The sequence below is a fragment of the Bordetella bronchiseptica genome (assembly GCF_900636925.1).
Classification (GTDB): domain Bacteria; phylum Pseudomonadota; class Gammaproteobacteria; order Burkholderiales; family Burkholderiaceae_B; genus Bordetella; species Bordetella pertussis.
In genome coordinates, this window is the sequence record NZ_LR134326.1 from 3,969,508 (window position 1) to 3,988,758 (window position 19,251).

General features: G+C 70.1%; 21 protein-coding genes. 7 read left to right on the forward strand and 14 right to left on the reverse strand.

Annotation, left to right across the window (positions count from 1 at the left end; translation table 11 throughout):
* Positions 1-4 precede the first annotated feature (4 nt).
* Positions 5-802, forward strand: a complete 798-nt coding sequence (locus EL288_RS18585; RefSeq protein WP_003808929.1) for an enoyl-CoA hydratase — start codon at positions 5-7, stop codon at positions 800-802.
* Between the two features lie 19 nt (positions 803-821).
* Positions 822-1,610 carry a crotonase/enoyl-CoA hydratase family protein gene (locus EL288_RS18590; protein WP_010926045.1) on the forward strand — a complete coding sequence of 263 codons (789 nt, stop codon included), beginning with the start codon at positions 822-824 and terminating at the stop codon, positions 1,608-1,610.
* On the opposite strand, the gene EL288_RS18595 is transcribed toward EL288_RS18590, so the two are convergent.
* Complete coding sequence (locus EL288_RS18595; RefSeq protein WP_003808922.1) at positions 1,607-2,704, reverse strand: PAS domain-containing sensor histidine kinase; 1,098 nt, start codon at positions 2,702-2,704, stop codon at positions 1,607-1,609. The genes EL288_RS18590 and EL288_RS18595 overlap by 4 nt on opposite strands.
* 155 nt (positions 2,705-2,859) lie before the next feature.
* Between EL288_RS18595 and EL288_RS18600 the strand changes: the two genes are divergently transcribed.
* Positions 2,860-3,849 (forward strand): tripartite tricarboxylate transporter substrate binding protein, encoded by a 990-nt coding sequence (locus EL288_RS18600; RefSeq protein WP_003808920.1) that lies wholly within the window; start codon positions 2,860-2,862, stop codon positions 3,847-3,849.
* Positions 3,850-3,868: 19 nt separating this feature from the next.
* Entirely contained in the window at positions 3,869-4,495 is a 627-nt protein-coding gene (locus tag EL288_RS18605; protein WP_003808918.1) for a response regulator, read from the forward strand.
* Between the two features lie 15 nt (positions 4,496-4,510).
* Here EL288_RS18605 and EL288_RS18610 read toward each other — a convergent pair whose 3' ends face one another.
* Positions 4,511-5,404 (reverse strand): LysR family transcriptional regulator, encoded by an 894-nt coding sequence (locus tag EL288_RS18610; RefSeq protein ID WP_003808916.1) that lies wholly within the window; start codon positions 5,402-5,404, stop codon positions 4,511-4,513.
* Between the two features lie 221 nt (positions 5,405-5,625).
* Between EL288_RS18610 and EL288_RS18615 the strand changes: the two genes are divergently transcribed.
* From EL288_RS18615 to EL288_RS18625, 3 genes are read left to right on the forward strand one after another with little or no spacing between them, the layout of a single operon-like run.
* On the forward strand, positions 5,626-6,594 hold the full coding sequence (locus EL288_RS18615) for a Bug family tripartite tricarboxylate transporter substrate binding protein (RefSeq protein ID WP_033449445.1): 969 nt from the start codon (positions 5,626-5,628) through the stop codon (positions 6,592-6,594).
* 39 nt (positions 6,595-6,633) lie between these two features.
* Positions 6,634-6,996, forward strand: coding sequence for a cupin domain-containing protein (locus EL288_RS18620; protein ID WP_033459274.1), 363 nt, complete (start codon positions 6,634-6,636; stop codon positions 6,994-6,996).
* Between the two features lie 41 nt (positions 6,997-7,037).
* Positions 7,038-7,970: a carbon-nitrogen hydrolase family protein gene (locus EL288_RS18625; RefSeq protein ID WP_003808910.1), complete on the forward strand. Its 933-nt coding sequence runs from the start codon at positions 7,038-7,040 to the stop codon at positions 7,968-7,970.
* Positions 7,971-7,983: 13 nt separating this feature from the next.
* Here EL288_RS18625 and EL288_RS18630 read toward each other — a convergent pair whose 3' ends face one another.
* The 12 genes from EL288_RS18630 to EL288_RS18685 all read right to left on the reverse strand — a co-directional run bounded on the left by EL288_RS18630 (position 7,984) and on the right by EL288_RS18685 (position 19,251).
* Positions 7,984-8,811: an acetoacetate decarboxylase family protein gene (locus tag EL288_RS18630; protein ID WP_033448255.1), complete on the reverse strand. Its 828-nt coding sequence runs from the start codon at positions 8,809-8,811 to the stop codon at positions 7,984-7,986.
* Position 8,812: 1 nt separating this feature from the next.
* The gene (locus EL288_RS18635; protein ID WP_232018701.1) at positions 8,813-9,787 is read right to left on the reverse strand and encodes a Bug family tripartite tricarboxylate transporter substrate binding protein; all 975 of its coding nucleotides are present in this window, start codon (positions 9,785-9,787) and stop codon (positions 8,813-8,815) included.
* A 37-nt stretch (positions 9,788-9,824) separates the two neighbouring features.
* Positions 9,825-10,622 carry an SDR family NAD(P)-dependent oxidoreductase gene (locus EL288_RS18640; RefSeq protein ID WP_003818730.1) on the reverse strand — a complete coding sequence of 266 codons (798 nt, stop codon included), beginning with the start codon at positions 10,620-10,622 and terminating at the stop codon, positions 9,825-9,827.
* 171 nt (positions 10,623-10,793) lie between these two features.
* Entirely contained in the window at positions 10,794-11,714 is a 921-nt protein-coding gene (locus tag EL288_RS18645; RefSeq protein WP_003808902.1) for a LysR family transcriptional regulator, read from the reverse strand.
* Between the two features lie 56 nt (positions 11,715-11,770).
* Positions 11,771-12,607 carry an IclR family transcriptional regulator gene (locus tag EL288_RS18650; protein WP_003808900.1) on the reverse strand — a complete coding sequence of 279 codons (837 nt, stop codon included), beginning with the start codon at positions 12,605-12,607 and terminating at the stop codon, positions 11,771-11,773.
* A gap of 52 nt (positions 12,608-12,659) precedes the next feature.
* Positions 12,660-13,262, reverse strand: a complete 603-nt coding sequence (locus EL288_RS18655; RefSeq protein ID WP_003808897.1) for a flavin reductase family protein — start codon at positions 13,260-13,262, stop codon at positions 12,660-12,662.
* Complete coding sequence (locus EL288_RS18660; RefSeq protein ID WP_015064424.1) at positions 13,259-14,452, reverse strand: alpha-hydroxy acid oxidase; 1,194 nt, start codon at positions 14,450-14,452, stop codon at positions 13,259-13,261. Before EL288_RS18660 ends, EL288_RS18655 begins: the two co-directional genes overlap by 4 nt.
* Entirely contained in the window at positions 14,449-15,354 is a 906-nt protein-coding gene (gene dapA, locus EL288_RS18665) for a 4-hydroxy-tetrahydrodipicolinate synthase (RefSeq protein ID WP_003808893.1), read from the reverse strand. The genes EL288_RS18660 and dapA overlap by 4 nt, the downstream gene beginning before the upstream one ends.
* Positions 15,355-15,383: 29 nt before the next feature.
* Complete coding sequence (locus tag EL288_RS18670; protein WP_126622008.1) at positions 15,384-16,634, reverse strand: NAD(P)/FAD-dependent oxidoreductase; 1,251 nt, start codon at positions 16,632-16,634, stop codon at positions 15,384-15,386.
* Positions 16,635-16,641: 7 nt separating this feature from the next.
* Complete coding sequence (locus EL288_RS18675; RefSeq protein WP_126622009.1) at positions 16,642-16,962, reverse strand: 2Fe-2S iron-sulfur cluster-binding protein; 321 nt, start codon at positions 16,960-16,962, stop codon at positions 16,642-16,644.
* 34 nt (positions 16,963-16,996) lie between these two features.
* Positions 16,997-18,088, reverse strand: coding sequence for a hypothetical protein (locus tag EL288_RS18680; RefSeq protein WP_230594818.1), 1,092 nt, complete (start codon positions 18,086-18,088; stop codon positions 16,997-16,999).
* Positions 18,089-18,099: 11 nt separating this feature from the next.
* Positions 18,100-19,251 carry an aromatic ring-hydroxylating oxygenase subunit alpha gene (locus EL288_RS18685; RefSeq protein ID WP_033473370.1) on the reverse strand — a complete coding sequence of 384 codons (1,152 nt, stop codon included), beginning with the start codon at positions 19,249-19,251 and terminating at the stop codon, positions 18,100-18,102.

The following is a 19,251-nucleotide window of genomic DNA, read 5'->3' on the forward strand; positions in this document are numbered from 1 at the left end:
CGCCATGTCTTATGAGTTCATCCGCGTCGAGCATCTCGGCCCGGTCTGCCGCATCTACCTGAACCGCCCCGAAGTGCGCAACGCCCAGAGCCGCTCGCTGCTGCGCGAGCTGGACGACGCCGTGCGCGCGGCCGAAGCCGACGACGCCGTGCGCGTGCTCATCATCGGCGCGGTCGGCGACCACTTCTCGGCCGGCCACGACCTGAAATCGGCCCGCGTCGAGCGCCCCAACCCCACCGTGGAAGAACGCTGGGAGTACGAGGAAGAACACTTCCTCGAATACTGCCTGCGCATCCACGACCTGAAAAAGCCCACCATCGCCCAGGTCCAGGGCGCCTGCATCGCCGGCGGCTACATGGTCGCCAACATGTGCGACCTGATCGTCTGCGCCGACAACGCCTTCTTCTCGGACCCGGTAGCGCACTCGATGGGCACCGCCAGCCTGGAGGTGCTGATCCACCCCTGGGTGATGGGCATGCGCAAGGCCAAGGAACTGATCTTCACCGGCGCGCGCCTGCCCGCCGCCGAGGCGCTGCAGATCGGCATGATCAACCGCGTGGTGCCGCTGGCCGAACTGGAGCAGGCCACGCTGGAGCTGGCCAACACCATCGCCGCCGCCCCGCCCTACGGCCTGCGCTTCACCAAGCGCTCGCTGAACCGCACCTGGGACGCGCAGGGCTTTCGCGCCGCCGTCCAGGCCCACTTCGACGTGCATCAGCTCTCGCACGTCACCGAGGAATTCCAGGCCCACCTCAAGCGCGGGCTGGACTCCACCATCAAGCGCGCCAAGGCCGTATCCTGAGCCTCGCACGGAGACAGACATGGAAGCAATCAAGCAAGCCGGCGAGGTGCGCCTGGAGCGCGACGGCCCGCTGTGCATCATCACGGTCGACAACGCCGCCAAGAAGAACGCCTTCTCGCCGGAGATGATGGACCAGCTGGCCCGGCACCTGACCGCCTTCGAGGAAGACGACAGCCTGTGGGTGGCGGTGCTGTGCGCCGCCGGCGAGCACACCACCGCCGGCCTGGACATGCCGAAATTCTTCGGCCCCGACGCCACCGCCAAGCCGCGCCCGGACGCCTGGGTCGACCCGTTCGGCCTGAAGCGGCGCACCACCAAGCCGGTCATCGCCGTCGTGCAGGGCATTACTTTCACCATCGGCATCGAGATCATGCTGGCGTGCGACATCGTGGTGGCGGCCGACACGGCGCGCTTCGGCCAGCTCGAATCGCGCCGCGGCATCGCGCCGCTGGGCGGCGCGCATTTCCGCTACCTGACCCGCACCGGCTGGGGCAACGCCATGTACCACCTGTTCCTGTGCGAGGAGTTCGGCGCCCAGCGGGCGCTGGAGCTGGGCTTCGTGCAGGAGGTGGTGCCCTACGGCCAGCATATCGAGCGCGCGCTCGACCTGGCGCGGCGCATCTGCCGCAATGCGCCGCTGGGCATCCGCGCCACCAAGCAGGCCGCGCTGGCGTACCTGGAAGGCGGCGAGCAGGCCGCCATCGCCTGCATTCCGGAAATCCGCGCCAAGGTGTTCGCCTCCGAGGACTTCAAGGAAGGCATCCAGTCCTTCATCGAGCGCCGCGACGCGCGCTTCCAGGGCCGCTAGCCGCCCGGCGCGGGAATCTCCACGGTCAGCACGGTGCCCCCTTCGGGCGCCGCGCCGACCGACAGCGTGCCGCCCAGGCGGCGCGCCCGCTCGCGCATGCCCAGCAGGCCGTAGGCGCCCGGACGCCGGTCATCGCCCGACAGCCCCACGCCGTTGTCGCGCACCGACAGCACCAGCGTCGCCGCATCGCGGCCCAGCCGCACCTGTACCTCGCTGGCCTGCGCGTGCTTGGCCACGTTGGTCATGCTTTCCTGGAAGATGCGGTACAGGTGCCCCATGGCCTCCATGTCCAGCCCCAGTTCGCCGGTCTCGCCGGCGTAGCGGCACGCGATCCCGTAGCGCGCCTCGAACTGCCGCAGGTGGTTGGCGATGGCCGCCGCCAGGCCCAGGTGCGGCAGCGCGCTGGGATGCAGGTCTTCGGAAATCTGCCGCACCGTGGCGATGGTGTCCTGCACCAGGCCCAGGCACTCGCCCACCACGCCTTCGAGCTGCGCGCGCCGCTCGTCCTGGCCCGGCCCGCCCAGCGTCCGGTCGATATGGCGCGCCAGGCGCGACATGTCGAACTTCAGCGCCGACAGCATGCCGCCGACCGCGTCGTGCAGTTCCATGGCGATGCGCTGGCGCTCCGCCTCGCGCACCGACTCGATATGGCTGACCAGTTCGGACAGCGCCGCCCGCGACTGCTGCAGCTCCTCCTGCCGGCGCAGGCGCAGCGTGGCGTCGATGCCCACGCCGATGACGGCCGGCTGGCCGCGGAAGTCGATCAGCCGGCCATGGATCTCGATCGCCACCGGCTGCCCGTCGGGCCGCTGGACGTGCACCATGAAGGTGGCATCCTTGTCGCCGCCGGTCAGGCGCCGCTCGTACTGCTGCAGCAGCGACTCGCGCTGCTGCGGCGGCGCCACCCTGGCCAGCGGCCGGCCGATCAGCTTCTCGCGCGGCACGCCGCACATGCGCGCGAACGCCTCGTTCACATACACCAGGTGGGCGTTCTGCAGCAGATAGATGCCGGCCACCGACTGCTCGATCAACCCCTCGAACAGCAAGCGATAATTGGCATCATCCTGATCCAGGGGCCAGCGAAAATCATGCATGGACGTCGGTGCAATGTAAGAAAACGATGACAAATAAATCGGGTAAATCTGACAGATAAATCATCCTGTCGCTCTTTACACTGTCCGCACACTAAATGACCCCTACGTTGCATGTCAATCGGCGGGGCATGGACCAGGGTAACGGGAGACCTACTGTGCAAAGACGTTCCTTCATCAAACTGGGCGGCGCCGCCACCGTGGCCGCCGGCGCGGCCGCGCTGGGCCTGCCTTCGGCCGCGCGCGCCGCCGATGCCTTTCCGGCCAAGCCGATCCGCGTGCTGGTGGGCTTCTCGGCCGGCGGCGTGACCGACATCGTGGTGCGCGCGCTGGCCGAAAGCGCCTCGAACATTTTCGGCCAGCCCATCATCGTCGAGAACAAGCTGGGCGCCGGCGGCGTCATGCCGGCCTACCAGCTGCAGACCGCCGCGCCCGACGGCTACACGGTGGGGCTGATCGCGCACAGCGTGTTCCGCCTGCCCTACATCGCCAACATCAAGTGGAACCCCGTCACCGACCTGGACTACGTCATCCGCCTGACCGGCTTCACCTGGGGCCTGGTGGTGGCGGCCGACTCGCCCATCAAGACCTTCGACGACTACGTCGCCTACGCCCGCCAGAACCCGGGCAAGCTGACCTACGGCACGGTGGGCAGCCTGACCACGCAGCACCTGACCATGGAGCAGATTTCGGCCAGCCTGGGCATCCAGCTCAGCAACATCCCCTACAAGGGCGTGGCCGAGGCCCTGCCCGCCCTGATGGGCGGACACATCATGTCGGTGGCGGACGCCTCGTCGTGGGTGCCCTACGTCACTTCCGGCAAGATGCGCCTGCTGGTGGTGTGGACCGAAAAACGCGTGCCGCGCTTTCCCGACGTGCCGACGCTGCGCGAGGTAGGCATCGACATGGTGCAGACCTCGCCCTGGGGGCTGGCCGCGCCCAAGGGCACGCCGCCGCAGGTCATCGCGCGCCTGCACGACGGGTTCAGGCAGGCCATGGCGCAAAAGCCGTTCCAGGACGCGCTGGCGAACTATGATATGGAACAGCAATACCTGGACGGACCGGCCTACCGCCAGTTCGCGCAGGAGTCCGTCGAAAAGGAAAACCGCATCCTTGCTTCCCTCAACGTTCCCCGCGGCGGGCAATAACGCCGTCGCAGCCGCCTCCATGATCCGTGTCCTGATCGTCGACGACCACACCATCTTCCGCGACGGCCTGAAAAGGCTGCTGGCCGAAGAAGACGACATCAGCGTCACGGGCGAGACCGCCGATGCCTCGGACGCCCTGCGCCTGCTGCGCGCCCACAGCTACGACGTGGTGCTGCTGGACGTGAACCTGCGCGGGCGCAGCGGCCTGGACGTGCTGCCGTCGATCCGGGCCGAATGGCCGCGCCTGCCGGTGATCGTGCTGAGCATGTATCCGGCCGAGCAATACGCGCTGCGCGCCTTCGAGGTCGGCGCCAGCGGCTATGTCGCCAAGGACATGGACTACAAGGCGCTGACGCTGGCGATCCGCCAGGCCGCCTCGGGCGGGCGCTACTTCCCGGCCGAGATCTCCGACAAGGCGGTGTCGGCCATGGCGCGCGGCGAGGACCTGCACGACAAGCTGTCGCCGCGCGAGCACCAGATCATGATGCTGATGGTGCAAGGCACGCGGTTGACGGACATCGCCACCCAGCTCATCGTCAGCGTCAAGACCATCAGCACCTACCGCCAGCGCATCCTGCAGAAGCTGAAGGTCGGCAGCAACGCCGAACTGGTGCAGTACGCGATCCGGCACCGGCTGATCGACTAGGGCGCGCCGCGGGGCTCAGGCGCGCGGGTCCGGCAGCGTGTCGCGCGCGCATTGCAGGAACGCCTGCGCCACCGGCGAGGCCTGTTCGCGCGGCCACGCCACCCACACCTCGACCTGCTCGGCCACGTCGCACAGCGGCACATAGCACACCGAGCGGATCGACAGCTTGCGCAGCGAAGCCGGCACCAGCGCCACGCCGATGCCGGAGGCGACCAGGCCGACGGTGCTTTCGATCTGCTCGACTTCCTGGGCGATGCGCGGTTCGAAGCCGGCCTTGCGGCACAGGTCCAGCACCTGCTGGTGCAGGCTGGGCGCCGGGCTGCGCATCAGCATGATGAACGGCGATGAGGCCAGCTCGCCCAGCGCCACCGATTCGCGCCCGGCCAGCGGATGCCAGTCGGGAATCGCGCACACGAACGGTTCGGCGTACAGCCGCGCGGCCGCCAGCTGCCCGCTGTCGGGCGCCACGCGCACGAAGCCGACGTCGATGTCGCCGGCGATCAGCCCGGGAATCTGCTCGCGGGTGGTCAGCTGGCGTATGCGCAGATCCACCAGCGGATAGCCGCGCTTGAACGCGCGGATGATGCTGGGCAGCAGTTCGTAGACGGTGGAGCCCACGTGCGCGATGGTCAGTTGGCCGATGGCCCCTTCCTGCGCGCGCCGGGCGCGCCGCGCGCCCAGTTCCAGCTCTTCCAGCGCCACCCTGGCGCAGTCGCAGAACAGGCGGCCGGCGGGCGTGAGCTCGACATTGCGCGTATTGCGTATCAGCAGCGTCAGGCCCAGCTCGCGCTCCAGCGCCTTGATGGCGCGGCTCAGGGGCGCCTGCTCGATGTGGCAGCGCGCCGCGGCCCGGGTGAAGTTCAACTCTTCGGCCAGCGTCACGAAGTAGTGGACATGCCGCAGATTCATCCAGCTTCCCCAGCAATCGCTCCCGCGTGGCGCAATCCAGCAGTATGCATGGCCGGGCCGGGCCGCATCCATACGGGGAAACCTTACATGGCGCGCCGCGCGCGGCCGATGGGCGATTCATACCGAATCGGTCCGAATCCCGACCGAATTGGCATCAATCGCCGGCCGCGCCCCCGCTAGGATGCACTGCACTACCGCACCGCACACCAAGGGGGAAGTCCATGCTGAAGTTGCCCATACTCGCCGGGATATTCGTCGCCGCGCTGGCCATGCACGACGCGCAGGCCGGCGCCTATCCCGAACAACCGATCAAGCTGGTGGTGGGATGGCCGCCGGGCGGGGCCACCGACGGCAACGCGCGCCTGCTGGCGCAGGCCCTGGGCCAGCGCCTGGGCCAGCCCGTCATCGTCGAGAACCGCCCCGGGGCCGGCGGCTCGATCGGCGGCGCGGCGGTGGCCAAGGCCGCGCCCGACGGCTACACGCTGGCGTACATCTCCAGCAGCAACGTCATCACCTCGCTGCTGCTCAAGCAACCCACCTACGGCGCGGGCCGCGATCTCGAACCCGTCTCGCTGGTGGCCGCCGAACCGCTGGTCCTGCTGGTCAACGCCGCCTCGCCGGCGCGCACCCTGGCCGAGTTCGTCGAGCAGTCGCGGCGCGCGCAGCGCGGCCTGAACTACGCCACCACCGGCAAGGGCGGCATCCTGCACCTGGCCGGCGCCGCGCTGGTGCGCGATGCCGGCCTGAGCGCCGTGGACATTCCGTACAACGGCACCGCGCCGGCCATGACGGCGCTGATGAGCGGCCAGGTCGAGTTCCTGTTCGGCACCTTCAGCGACGCGCTGCCCATGGTCAAGGGCGGGCGGGTCAAGGCGCTGGCCGTCGCCGCCGAAGCGCGCTCGCCGCTGATCCCGGACGTCCCGACCCTGACCGAAGCCCTGGGCCGCCCCAACGCCGAACGCGGCACCTACCAGGCCGTGCTGGCGCCGCGCGGCACGCCCGAGGCCATCGTGCGGCAGCTGTCGTCGGAGATCGACCAGGTGCTGGGCGACGCGGCGATACGCGCGCAGCTGGCCGGGCGCGGCGTCACCCCGGTGGGCGGACCGCCCACCGTGCTGGGCCAGCGCATCGACAACGAACTGGACCAGCGCGGCCAGCTCATCGGCGAACTGGGCATCAAGCCCAACTGAACCACGGCGCGCCCGCGCCGCCCAACCCCAGGAGCAGCAATGGTCAAACTCGCGGATGGCACCCATCTGTATCCGGTCAGGAACCGGCAACGCTACGGCGAACGGCCGGGCTTCAAGATCACGGAACTGATCCTGGAGCACGGCCAGGAAGTGCCATGGCATCGGCACACCACCGTCATCGACACGTTCTACGTGATCGAAGGCGCCTTGCGCGTGGCCGCCACCGAACCCAGCCAGGAAGTCGTGCTCGGCCCGGCCCAGGTCTTCCAGGTGCTGGCCGGCCGGCCGCACCGCGTCACCAGCGCCAGCGCCGCGCCCGCGCGGTTCCTGGTGATCGGCGACGCGCAAGGCGCCGGCCTGTACGACTTCGAGCCGGTCGCCGCGCCCGGCGACGCGCCGTAGCGCGCCCCGTTTCGCTTTCCCTTCCACTACACGGATATCCCATGACCACACATCGAATCGCCGTCATACAGGATGGACCGGTGCCGGGCGACGCCATGGCCACCGCCGAGAAAATGAGCCGCCTGGCCGCCAGCGCCAAGGCGCAGGGCGCGCGGCTCGCGCTGTTTCCCGAGGCCTTCGTGGGCGGCTACCCCAAGGGCGCCGATTTCCATATCTTCCTGGGCGGACGCACGCCGCAGGGGCGCGCGCAATACCAGCGCTACGCCGAGACCGCCATCGCCGTGCCGGGTCCGGTGACCGAGCGCATCGGGCAGATCGCCGCCGAACAGGACATGTTCATCGTGGTCGGCGTCATCGAGCGCGACGGCGGCACCCTGTACTGCACCATCCTGTTCTTCAGCCCCGAGGGCGAACTGCTGGGCAAGCACCGCAAACTGATGCCCACCGCGCTGGAGCGCCTGCTGTGGGGCTACGGCGATGGCTCCACGTTTCCGGTGTACGACACCCCGCTGGGCAAGCTGGGCGCGGTCGTTTGCTGGGAGAACTACATGCCGCTGCTGCGCATGGCGATGTACGGCAAGCAGATCCAGATCTATTGCGCGCCCACGGCCGACGACAAGCCGACCTGGGTGTCGACCATGCAGCACGTGGCCCTGGAAGGCCGCTGCTTCGTGCTGTCGGCCTGCCAGCACCTGCGCGGCAAGGACTTCCCGCCGGAATTCCACAATGCCCTGGACGTACAGCCCGACACCGTGCTGATGCGCGGGGGCAGCTGCATCGTCGACCCGATGGGCCAGCTGCTGGCCGGCCCGGTCTACGACGAAGACGCGATCCTGGTGGCCGACATCGACCTCGATGCCGTCACGCGCGGCAAGATGGACTTCGACGTGGTCGGGCACTACGCGCGCCCGGACATCTTCTCGCTGACGGTGGACGAGCGGCCCAAGCCGCCCGTCACCACGCTCAAGCCCTAGCGCCAGGCCGGGCTCAATCCAGCCGCACCTGGTCCGACAGGTCCTTGCCGCCCACGGTCTGGTACGTCCCGGCGCGCACGCACTCGAGCAGGGGCAGGTCGGCCAGCGCGCCGACGATGGCGTGCTGCGTCGGCATGTCCTCCCAGCGCGGGCGCGCGATGCGCAACGCGCAGCGCTGCGCCGTCGCGCTGTCGAGCAGGCGCGCCTGGCTGCCGCCGCCGGGCGTGAGCGTCACGTAGTCGACGTCGGCCTGCCCCCAGTGCTGGGTGGCCGGAATGTACTTGCGATGCAGCACCGGCCCGCTTTGCAGCGCGCCGCCGCCGGCCGCGCGCGCGCCCAGCCGCAATTCCAGGAAGCGGAAACCCATCCATTCGGCGCGGCAGACGATCTCGTCGTGCTCGTGCGTGGCGGCCGGCAGGTCGGCGTAGATCTTGGCCCAGCCCAGTTCCTCGCGCCCGCTCAGGATGGGCTCGGTCAGGTTCTCCCACACCACCGGCTGGAAATAGCCGTCGACGCTGGTATCGCCGTGCCGGTAGGTGGCGGGGATGCGCACGGTCAGCATGTTGTAGCCGCGGCCCGCCAGCCAGGCGATGTCGGTCATGTAGCTGAACTCGAACACGACGACGGCCTCGCCGCGCAGCGCGAAGCCGGGCGGCAGCAGCCCCCCGAGCAGCCCGGCGTCGGTGCGCCAGGCCGCGTACGCGCACGACTTGCGCGGGCTCGCGGCGGGGTCGTGGCGCATGCCGGCCGGCGCCTGGCGCGGCCCCAGGGCCGGGCCGAACGCGGTCGGCATGCGATAAAGGCGGCCGTCGCCCGGCCCGGCGTTGCGCGGATCGGCCATGTCAGGGCTTGGCCGCGCCTTGCAGCATCAGCGCCACGGCGTCCTTCTCTTCGACCGCCGCTTTGTGCGCGTAGGCGGTGTAGCCGGCATGGTCGAGGTACTTGACGCCGATGCCGTAGCGCGCCGCCGTCTCCAGCAGCTTGGGGTTGCGCGCCGCGCGGGCGATCGCCTCGTCGAGGATGCGCACGGTCTCGGGCGCCATGCCGGCCGGTCCGGCGATGCCCAGCGGCGAGGTCACCGTGACCGGGTAGCCCGCCTCGGCCAGGGTCGGCGCGTCGGGGAAATCGGGCGAGCGCGCCTCGCCGGCGGTGGCCAGCACGCGCACCGAACCCTGCTGTGCGAACGGCAGGATGGTGTTGGTGGCCGACACCACCTGGATCTGCCCGCCCAGCAGGTTGGTCACGGCTTCGGAGTCGCCCTTGAAGGGCACGCTGGTCCAGTCCACGCCGGCCTTCCTGCCCAGGTCCATCATCAGGAATTCGTTGACGCTGTAGCGGGCCGACACGCCGTAGAAAATCTCGCCGGGATGGCTGCGCGCGTGCTCGATGAGCTCCTGGATGGTCTTCCACGGCGCCTTGTCGGCCACCGCGATGGCGTAGTTGTAGCCGCCCACCATGGACACGTAGGTCAGATCCTTGAGCGGGTCGTAGTTGACCTGCTGGATATAGGGCTGGCGGAACACGCCCAGCGGCACCATGGTCAGGGTGTAGCCGTCCGGCCTGGCCTGCTTCATGCCCGAGGCGCCGCGCGTGCCGTTGGCGCCCGGCTTGTTCTCGACCACCACGGCCTGCTTGAGCTCGCCGGCCAGCGCCTCGGCCAGCGCGCGGCCCAGGATGTCGGTGGTTCCGCCAGCGGCGTACGGCACCACCAGGGTGATCGGGCGCTGCGGGTAATCCGCGGCGTACGCCCCGGTGCCGGCCATCATCGAGGCCGCGGCCACGCCCGCGCCGAGCCAGCGCTTGGTCATCGTCTTCATAATTTTCGTCCCTTCCATTTTCGATTTGCGGACGGCGCTAGATTTGCGCCAGCCGTTGTTGCCCGGTACGGGCGTCGGTCAGCCAGAAACCGCCGTCGACCTTGACGGTCTCGCCGGTGGTGAGCGTGGCCGAAAATCCCAGGTATTCGATCAGCCCCGCCACGTCGTCGGCGCTGCAGACCTTGTCCAGCAGGGACAGGCGCCTGGACACCTCGCCCCGCTCGGCCCAGCCCTCGATCTGCCAGCCGGTATCCACATAGCCGGGCGCCACGGCGTTCACGCGCACCTCGGGCGCCAGGGCGCGGGCCAGATTCTTCGTCATGTTGATCACCGCCGCCTTGGAGGCCGCATAGGGCAGGCTGCTGCCCGGCGAATCCAGGCCGGCCAGCGAAGCGATATTGACGATGGCCCCGCCGGCGCGCTTGAGGTGCGGCGCGGCGGCCTTGGCGCAGAAGAACGGGCCCTTGACGTTGACCGCCAGCACCGCGTCCCAGATGTCGCCGGTGATCAGGTCCAGGCGCGCCGCCGGAACCACCGCCTTCACGCCCGGGATGCCCGCGCTGTTGACCAGCAGGTCGATCCCGCCCATGGCCTGCGCGGCGGCCTCGATGGTCGCCAGGATGCCCGCTTCCTGCGTCACGTCGCCGGGCGCGGCGAACACGCTGCAACCTTCGGCCTCGAGCTGCCGGCACATGGCCGCGCCGCGTTCGTCGCCGGGCAGGTACACCATCGCCACCGACGCGCCCGAGCGGGCCAGGCGTTGCGCCGTGGCCAGGCCGATTCCGGACGCGGCGCCGGTGACGACGGCGCGGCGTCCGCGTAATGCTTCAGACACTGGAAAACTCCTCGTAGAACAGGCGGGCGCCCAAGCAGCCCATGCCCCGCATCCATGCCGGGAGGCGGCGCCAGCCCCAGGGCGAGACTGTAAGCGCGGACGCGACGACTTTTTGTCCTATCTGCCTTCCATTGCGGAATACCGCGGCGGCGCGCAGCAGGCGCCGCCCGCTCAGGCGCCCGGCGCCAGGCCCGCGTGGCCGAAACAGGCGGCGGCGTTGGCGCGCAGCAGGCCCAGCGCCTCGGCGAACATCGGCGTGGACGGGGTCTGGCGCCGGTAGTACAGCATCACATCGCCGTGGATGGGCGGCAGCGCGGTGTCGAGCGCGGCGATATCCCGGCTGGCGGCCTGCAGGTAAGACTGCTCGGCCATGATGGCGATCAGGTCCGTCTCCCGGATCAGCGGCGCGAACAGCATGGCGGAGGTATCGGTTTCCAGGCGCACCCGGGGCGGGTTCAGGCCCGCATCCTCGAAATGCCGGTCCAGCTGGCGGCGCAGCGCGATGTCCCGCGACGGCAGCAGCCATTCGCAGTCCGCCAGCGCCTGCAGGCTCAACCGCCGGCCGGCCAGCGGCCCGCCGGCGCGCACCACCAGTTTGTAGTGCTGCCGGCCCAGCGAGGCGGCCACGATGTCCTCGGGCAACGACGAGGCCTCGAACCCCACCGCCAGGTCCAGCCTGCCGTCGATGACCAGATCGACCAGCTCGCTGGTCAGCTTGACCCGCGTGGTCAGCGATGCATGGGCGTAGCGGCGCAGCAGCAGGGCCGCCGCCGGCAGCACCAGCAGTTCGAGCAGGGCCGGCACCGCGCCCATGCGCAGCGTGCCCAGGCTGGCGGCGTCTTCCGAGAGCAGGTCGCGCTCGATGGTATTGGCGATCTTCAGCAGCTCCACCGCGCGGTCGTACAGCGCCCGCCCGGCCTGCGTCAGCGTGGTGCGCGCGCCGCGCTCCACCAGCGCCATGCCGTAGTGCGTCTCCAGGCGGCGCACGATCTTGGTCACCGCCGACTGGGTAAGCCCGTGCACGTCGGCCGCCTTCTGGAAGCTGCCATAGTCGTGCACGGCGGTAAAGATGGCCAGGTCTTCGATACGCATGCCAGATGCCCGTGGGAAACAGGCCCTAGGTTAAGCGATTCGGCGCGCCGCCGTCGTCACCCCATGAAGGGGCTGATCTTGGCGCCCGACAGCATCATCGCCGTGGCCTGCACATGGTTGGCCAGTTCGGTCTCGGCCTGCTCCACCGTCCAGCGCGCGACCGGCACCGAAATATTCACCGCGGCCACCGGCCAGCCGCCCTGGTCCAGCACCGGCGCGGCCAGCGAGATGTCGCCGACCACCGACTCGTTGGCCACGATGGAGTAGCCGCGCGCGGCGGCGGTGCGGATGCGCTGGCGCAGCCGGTCGAGGTCCAGCTCGGTCGAGGGCGTCAGGGCCACGCGCCGGCTGGCGCGCAGGATGGCGTCGCATTCCTTTTCCGGCAGCCGCGACAGGATGGCGGTGCCCGAGGCGGTGCAGAAGGCCGGCAGCCGGCTGCCGACCGCCACTTCGATGTTCATCAGGTGGCGGCTCAGGAAGCGCGCCACCAGGACGATCTCGGTGCCGTCGAGCTCCTGGAGATTGATGGTCTCGTCGAAGGTGCGGTTCAGCTCCTGCAGGTACGGCAGCGCCTTGGCGATCAGCTCGTTGTTGCGCACGTAGTTGTACGAGAACTGCAGCAGGCGCGAGGTCAGCCGGTAATTCTTCGAATCCGGCACGCGCGCCAGGTAGCCCAGGCTTTCCAGGGTGTACACGACGCGCTGCACGGCGCTGCGGCCCATGCCGGCCGCCTTGGCGATGTCGGCCAGCGTGATCTCGCGGCGCGGCCCGTCGAATGCCTGCAAGACCTGGAACGCCCGTGCAATCGCCTGCACATAGAGCGGCGAATCGTCACCATCGACGGCGTGCGCCGGCGGCGGGAGGGACGTAGGCTTGGCTGGTTCTGAAGGCATGCTCGATTGTATCGTTGACGATTCCTGGGCTACCCGCCCGGGCATCATATCGCTATACCGTTATGGTGTCCGAAACCCGGCAATACGTGGTCCCCGCCAGCCTGCCCGCCGCGTTGAGCACGGCGGGGTCGACGCGGTGCGCCTGGGCCAGCCCCACGGCCGCGTGGGCCAGCACCACCTCGCCCACCAGCAGCGCCGAGCGCCGTTGTCCGAACTCCACGCAATGGCGCAGCCGGCACTCGAACTGCAGCGGCGACTGCGCGATGCGCGGCACGCTGACCACCTGCGACGCAATGGCCGTCAGGCCGGCGGCCTGCGCCTCGCTCACGTCGCTGGGATAGGCCTGGCCGCACTGCTGCACCTGGGCCACCATGTCGGCGGTGACGGAATTGATGACGAACTCGCCCGAGCGCTCGATATTGCGGCGCGTGTCCTTGCATGCGCCGTCGTCGCGGAACGCGACCGAGATGCCCAGCATCGGCGGGTCGATCGACAGCACGACATAACTGCTGAACGGCGCCGCGTTGAGCACGCCGTCCTCGCCCAGGCTGGTCACTAGCGCGATCGGCCGCGGCACGACGCTGGCCATCAGGAATTTGTAGCGCTGGTCGTGGTCGAACCGCCCCAGGTCCAGGCTGGCATGAGCGTGCGTCACGGCGCGGCCTCCTGCGCGGGGTCATCGCGAACCGGCAGCAGCGCATGATCGCCCAGCCGCCGCGCCGCGGGGCAGCCGACCAGCCGCAGCGTCGTCTCCAGCTCGCGCTGCAGGATGGCCAGGACCTCGGCCACGCCGCGCGGCCCGCGCGCGGCCAGCCCGTACAGCGGCGCACGGCCCAGCAGCACGGCCTGCGCGCCCAGGGCGCGGGCCTTGGCCACGTCGCTGCCGCGCCGCACCCCGCCATCGACCAGCACGGCAAGCCGCGTCCCCACCGCGTCCATGACGCGCGGCAATACCTCCAGCGCGCTGGGCGCGCCCTCGAGCTGCCGCCCGCCGTGGTTGGACAGGACGATGCCATCGGCGCCGTGGCGCAGCGCCAGGCGCGCGTCCTCGACCGACAGGATGCCCTTTACCAGCACCGGCCCCTGCCAGTGCCGGCGCAGCCATGGCAGCGCGTCCCAGCCCAGCCCCATGTCCATCTGCCGGCTCATGGTGGCGGCCTGCCGGTTCAGGCTGGCCTGCTCGCCCATGCTGCGCGCCAGGTTGACCAGCTGCGGCCCGCCGCGCTGGCGCAGCATGCGCAGGCACCAGCGCGGATGCGCGGCGAAATCCAGCATCAGCCGCGGTCCGGGCCGCAGGGGCAGGCGAAAGCCATTGCGCACATCATGGTCGCGGGTGCCATGCACCGGCGTATCCACCGTCACCATCAGCGTCGAAAAGCGCGCCTCGCGGGCGCGGCGCATCATGGTCTCGGCGATCGAGCGATCGGTCTGCACGTACAGTTGCAGCCACAGGTCGCCCGCGCTGGCCGCGCGCACGTCCTCGATCAGCGAGGTCGAGGCCGTCGACAGCACGAACGGCAGGCCGGCCGCATGCGCCGCGCGGGCCAGCGCCTCGTCCGCGCGGGGCCAGTACAGCCCGTTCAGGCCGGTCGGGCCGACGATCATGGGCGAGTGCTGCTCGCGCCCCAGCACCGGCACGCGGGTGTCGACCGCGCTGACGTCCGTCAATACCCGCGGGTTGAACACCAGCTTGCCGTAGGCGGCCAGGTTGCGCCGCAGCGTCCTGCCGTCCTCGGCGCCGCCTTCCAGGTAATCGAACGCGAAACGCGACAGCCGGCGCCGCGCCAGCGACCGATAGTCGTGCACGCAGGCCAATGCCGACTCCAGGCCGGGGCGAGCGCTCATGCAACCTGCCCGAAGCGCTGGACCATCGACGCCATGCACGCGCGCAGCGCCGCCTGCAGCTCGGGCGCCGCCTCGCGCAGCGGCGCCAGCACGTCCGGCGCCTCGATGCCGATCAGGTCCCAGACCGCCTTCAGCGGGCCGGGGTTGGTCTCGGCGAAAGCAAGGTCCATGACCGGCATGAGTTCGCGGTGCAGCGCCAGCGCCTCGGCGCCACGGCCCGACGTCGCCAGCTGGAACAGCTGCAGCCAGGCGGCCGGCAGCATGGTGGCGGTCACGACGATGCCGCCGCGCGCGCCGCCCAGCAGATGCAGCGGCAGCAGCGTGTCTTCCCCGCTCAGCACGGAGAACGTATCGGATACCCCGGCCACCACGCGCAGAAAGTGGTACATGTCGGTGTTGCAGGCCTTCATGCCGATGATGCGCTCATGGCTGGAAAGCTGGTGCAGCACCTCGGGCGCCAGCGCGATCCGCGTGCGGTACGGAATCTCGTAGATGATGAGCGGCACGGGCGACTCGTCGGCGTAGCGCAGGAAGTAATCGAGCAGGCCGGCCTGGGTCGGATTGGTGTAGTAAGGCGTCACGACCATCAGGGCGTCGGCGCCGGCCGCCGCCAGTTCGCGCCCGGATTGCAAGGCGTCGAAGTAGCCGGTGTCCAGCACGCCAGCGACCACCGGAACCTTGCCTTGCGCGGCCTGGGCGGTCGCCTCGACCATGCGACAGCGTTCGGCGCGCGCGAGCGAGCCGTACTCGCCCGTGCCGCCGATCGGCACCAGGCCATCGATGCCGTGGCGCAACTGGTATTCCACCAGCAGGCGCGCGGCCCGGGTGTCCACGACGCCCTGGGCGTCGACAGGCGTGGGCAACGCGGTCAGGATGCCGCGCAGGGAGGTAGCGTCGATCATGAGGTTTCCTCGTAGTGGGCCGGCCGTCGTCAGGCCAGCCAGTGCTTGAGTTCGCGGGTTTCATCGGCCAGCCTGTCGGCCTGGCCGATGGTCGAGAAAATCAGTTTGCGGGTGGCCATGAATTCGCCCGGGCGGTTGACGGTATCGACGGCCAGCAGCTGCCCCAACTTCAGGTAGAAGACGCTGAACGCCCCTTGCCGCGGGTCGCCGCGCACCACCACCTGGTCGTGGCCGTGCGCCACGCCGGCCATCTTGAGTTTCAGGCCGTATTGATCCGACCAGAACCACGGCAGCGGATCGAGCTCGCGCGGCTTGCCGCACACCGTGGCGGCCGCCTGGCGGGCGTGCTCCAGCGCGTTGGGCACCGATTCGATGCGCATCGCGCGCCCGTAGCGCGGGTTGTAGGCCAGCGCGCAGTCGCCGATGGCCAGGATGTCCGGATCCTCCGTGCGCAGCATGGCGTCGACCACGATGCCGTCGCCGACCGCCAGGCCGGCCTCGCGCGCCAGCTCCACGTTGGGCGCCAGCCCGATGCCGGCGATCACCAGGTCGGTGGGAATGCGCTGGCCATCGCTGGTGTGCACGGCCGCGACCCCGCCGTCGCCGGCCGGCTCGAGCGCGGCCACGCCCGTATCCAGCAGCAGGTCCACGCCCTGGCCGCGATGGGTCGCTTCGTAGAAGGCCGACACCACCGGCGCCGTCACCCGGGCCAGCACGCGCGGCGCGGCCTCCAGCACGGTCACGGCCAGCCCCAGCGCACGGCACGCGCTCGCCACTTCCAGCCCGACGTAGCCGGCGCCCACGATGACCACGCGCCGGCTGTGTTCGAGCCGCGCGCGCAGGCCGCGCGCATCGTCGAGCGTGCGCAGGTAATGGACGTGCCCGCCGCCCTCGGCCAGCGCCTCGTCGAGGCGGCGCGCGCGCCCCCCGCAGGCCAGCACCAGCTTGCCGTAGGGCAGCGTGCGTCCGTCGGCGCAATGCAGCCTGCGCGCGGCGCGGTCGATGCGCGTCACGCGCGCGGCGCCGATCCGTGCAATCGCCGCGCGCTCGTACAGCGCGGCCTGCTTCAGCCCCAGGCTGTCGATGCCGGCCGCGCCTTGCAGAAAGGCCTTGGACAGCGGCGGCCGGTGATAGGGTTCGGCGCTTTCCTCGCCAAGCAGGGTGATCGGCCCCTGCCACCCGGCGTTGCGGGCCGCGAACGCCGCCTCGACGCCGGCGCAGCCGGCGCCCACCACCACCAGGCCGGGCGCGTCTTGCTGGATTACCGGAGCATGCTGCATGGCCGCCTCAGTTCTGCGTGTCGGCGATGCGCACGGTAATGCCCTCGAGGGCCGCGCTCATCCGCAACTGGCAGCACAGCCGGCTGTTGTGCCGGCGCGGCTCGGCGGTCCACTCCAGGGCCTCGGCCTCGGCCGTGCCCATCGGTTCCAGCGCGTCCAGCGCCGGTTGCTCGACGAAGACATGGCAGGTCGCGCAACTGCAGCTGCCGCCGCATTCGCCCAGGATGCCCGGCACGCCGGCGAAGATGGCGGCGTGCATCAGGCTGTCGCCCTCGGCGACTTCGACGTGCAGCGTCTCGCCCGCCGGCGTAATGAAAATGGCGTTCATGGTGTGTCCATCGGCTGGTGCATGGCGCAGGGCATCAGCAGGCCTGCGCCTGCAGGCGGTCGCGCAGCACCGCCAGGCTCTCGGCCGCCTGCTCGACATCGCGCGCGGCGAACCCTTGCGCAAGCTGCGCGTCGTGCCGTTGCAGCTCCTCGTGCAGCACGCCGGTGTACGTGGCATTGCCCTGCCCGTCGATCACCAGCCCGTTGTCGCGCTCGAAACGCGCGTTCCAGGCGACGGCCTCCTCGCGCGACAGGCCGGCCGGCAGGTCCAGCGCCATGGCGCCCTGCTCGTCCACGCGTACCGGATAGCCGCCGGGCAGGCCCTCGGGCGCCGGCACGTGGCCCGACCAGGACCGCCCCGCCGCCAGCGCCAGCGCCAGCGGCACGCCGGTGGCGCCGGAAATGTCGAACGCGGTCTGCGGCGAGAGCATGACGTCCTGGAACACCCCGGGCACGTCGTCGATCTCGCGCCCGTCGAGCCAGACGCGCGGCACCGACCCCCGGCGCTCGCCGGGCAGGCGCCGCCACAGGCCCAGTTGCTGATAATGCGCCAGCACTTGCACGCGGCCCGGCTCGCGCGCATCGAGCGCGCCCGCGAACGCGTTGGAAAGAATGCCGACATTGCCCACGCCGCACAGGACGTCGACCCCGGCGTGCCTGAGCAAGCCGTTGGTCACATCGGGGAAGCAGGCATTGAGATAGTGCGCGCCCGGCGCGGCGGCCGCGACGGCGCGCCCCGCCTTCAGCGACAGCACGGTCTGGAAGGCGGCCGTCACGCTCAGGCCGCCGTTGGCGACCAGCCGGCTCCAGGCGTTGTCGCTCGAACGCAGCACGGAAGCCGTCTGCAGCGACGCCGTCTGTATCACCACGCGGGGCCGGACCTGCGCCAGTACCCCTGCCAGGGTATCGGTCTCGAAGTCCGCACACTGGCGCGTCTCGAACCGCACCGGCCGGCCGAACAGCACGGCGCGCGCGTTGGCCGCGGTGCGCAGCCAGGCCAGCCGCGGCGCGCTGCGGCCCACCACCGTCACGCGCACCGGCTGGTCGGCGCTGGCGGCGATATCGAACAACAGGCGCGCGGCGAACTCGCCGGTGCCCAGCAGCATCAGGTCAGTCGAGGCAGTCATGGATGGCTCCTTCACAGCGCCAGCGCGTCCAGCAGGCGCTGGCGAAACGCATACGACACGGCCTCCAGCGGCGACACCCGGCCCGGCCTGGCCAGCGGCGAACGCACGCCCAGCTGCTGCTGCTCGACGATCTCGTTGTCTTCGGCCACGGCGACGTCCCAGCGGTCGTAATAGGCCTGGACTTTCTCGTCGAAATCCGGCCGCGCCACCGTGCTGCGGTGGAAACACGAGCCCACCGTGAGGTCGATGGACTCCGGCCCGGTCGGGTTCAGCTTCACGTACCAGACACAGTCCTTGGTGAAGCCGAACAGGGCGCTGGTCGCGGTGTGGACAAAGGTGGAGCCTTCCCGGCAGCGGCCCTGCAGGCCCGGCCAGTGCGCGAACCCTTCCTTGCCCGGCAGCAGGCCGGCCGTACCCTCGTGCTGCGCGTACAGCACCAGGTAGTCGCCGTCGCACTGCTCCAGCGCCACCGGCTTGCGGTGGTAGACGGACAGGCTGCCGCGCGCCAGGCTGTTCTTGTGCACGGTGGGGGTGTGGTAATAGTCCATGAAGTTCTCGACATAGACCTTCCAGTTGCACTTGACCTGGTACTCGGCGCGGCGCGTCAGCACCAGCTCGTCGAGCCCGTGGCTTTCGATCTTGGATGGCAGGTCGCCGAGCTGGCTCGCCAGCGGGGCCGCGTCCGGATCGAAATTGACCCACATGAACGGACCCAGCTTCTCCAGGCGCACCGGCAGCAGGCCGTTGTCCTTCCTGTCGAAGCAATGCGTGCCCTCCATCCCCGGCGCGGCGCGCAGCTCGCCATTGCCGGCATAGCTCCAGCCGTGGTAGGGACAGACGAAGGCCCGGCCCTGTCCCTCGCCGTTGACCAGGCGCACGCCACGGTGGCGGCACGAGTTGGCGAAGGCGCGCACCTGGCCGTCCTCGCCGCGCGAGACGATGATGGGCACGCCGGCGAAGTCCATCGCGAAGTACGCGCCCGGCGCGGCCAGGCGGCCTTCATGGCCGATGAAATTCCAGCGCTTCATGAAGATGCGGTCGATCTCCCGCTGGTAGAACGCGGGGGCGTGATAGGCCTGCGGCGGCAGCGAGGTCGCTTCCTCGAGCGGCCGGCGGGCGCCCGCATAAAGCGCCGCGTCGAAGAGGGGGTTCTGGTTGGGCAT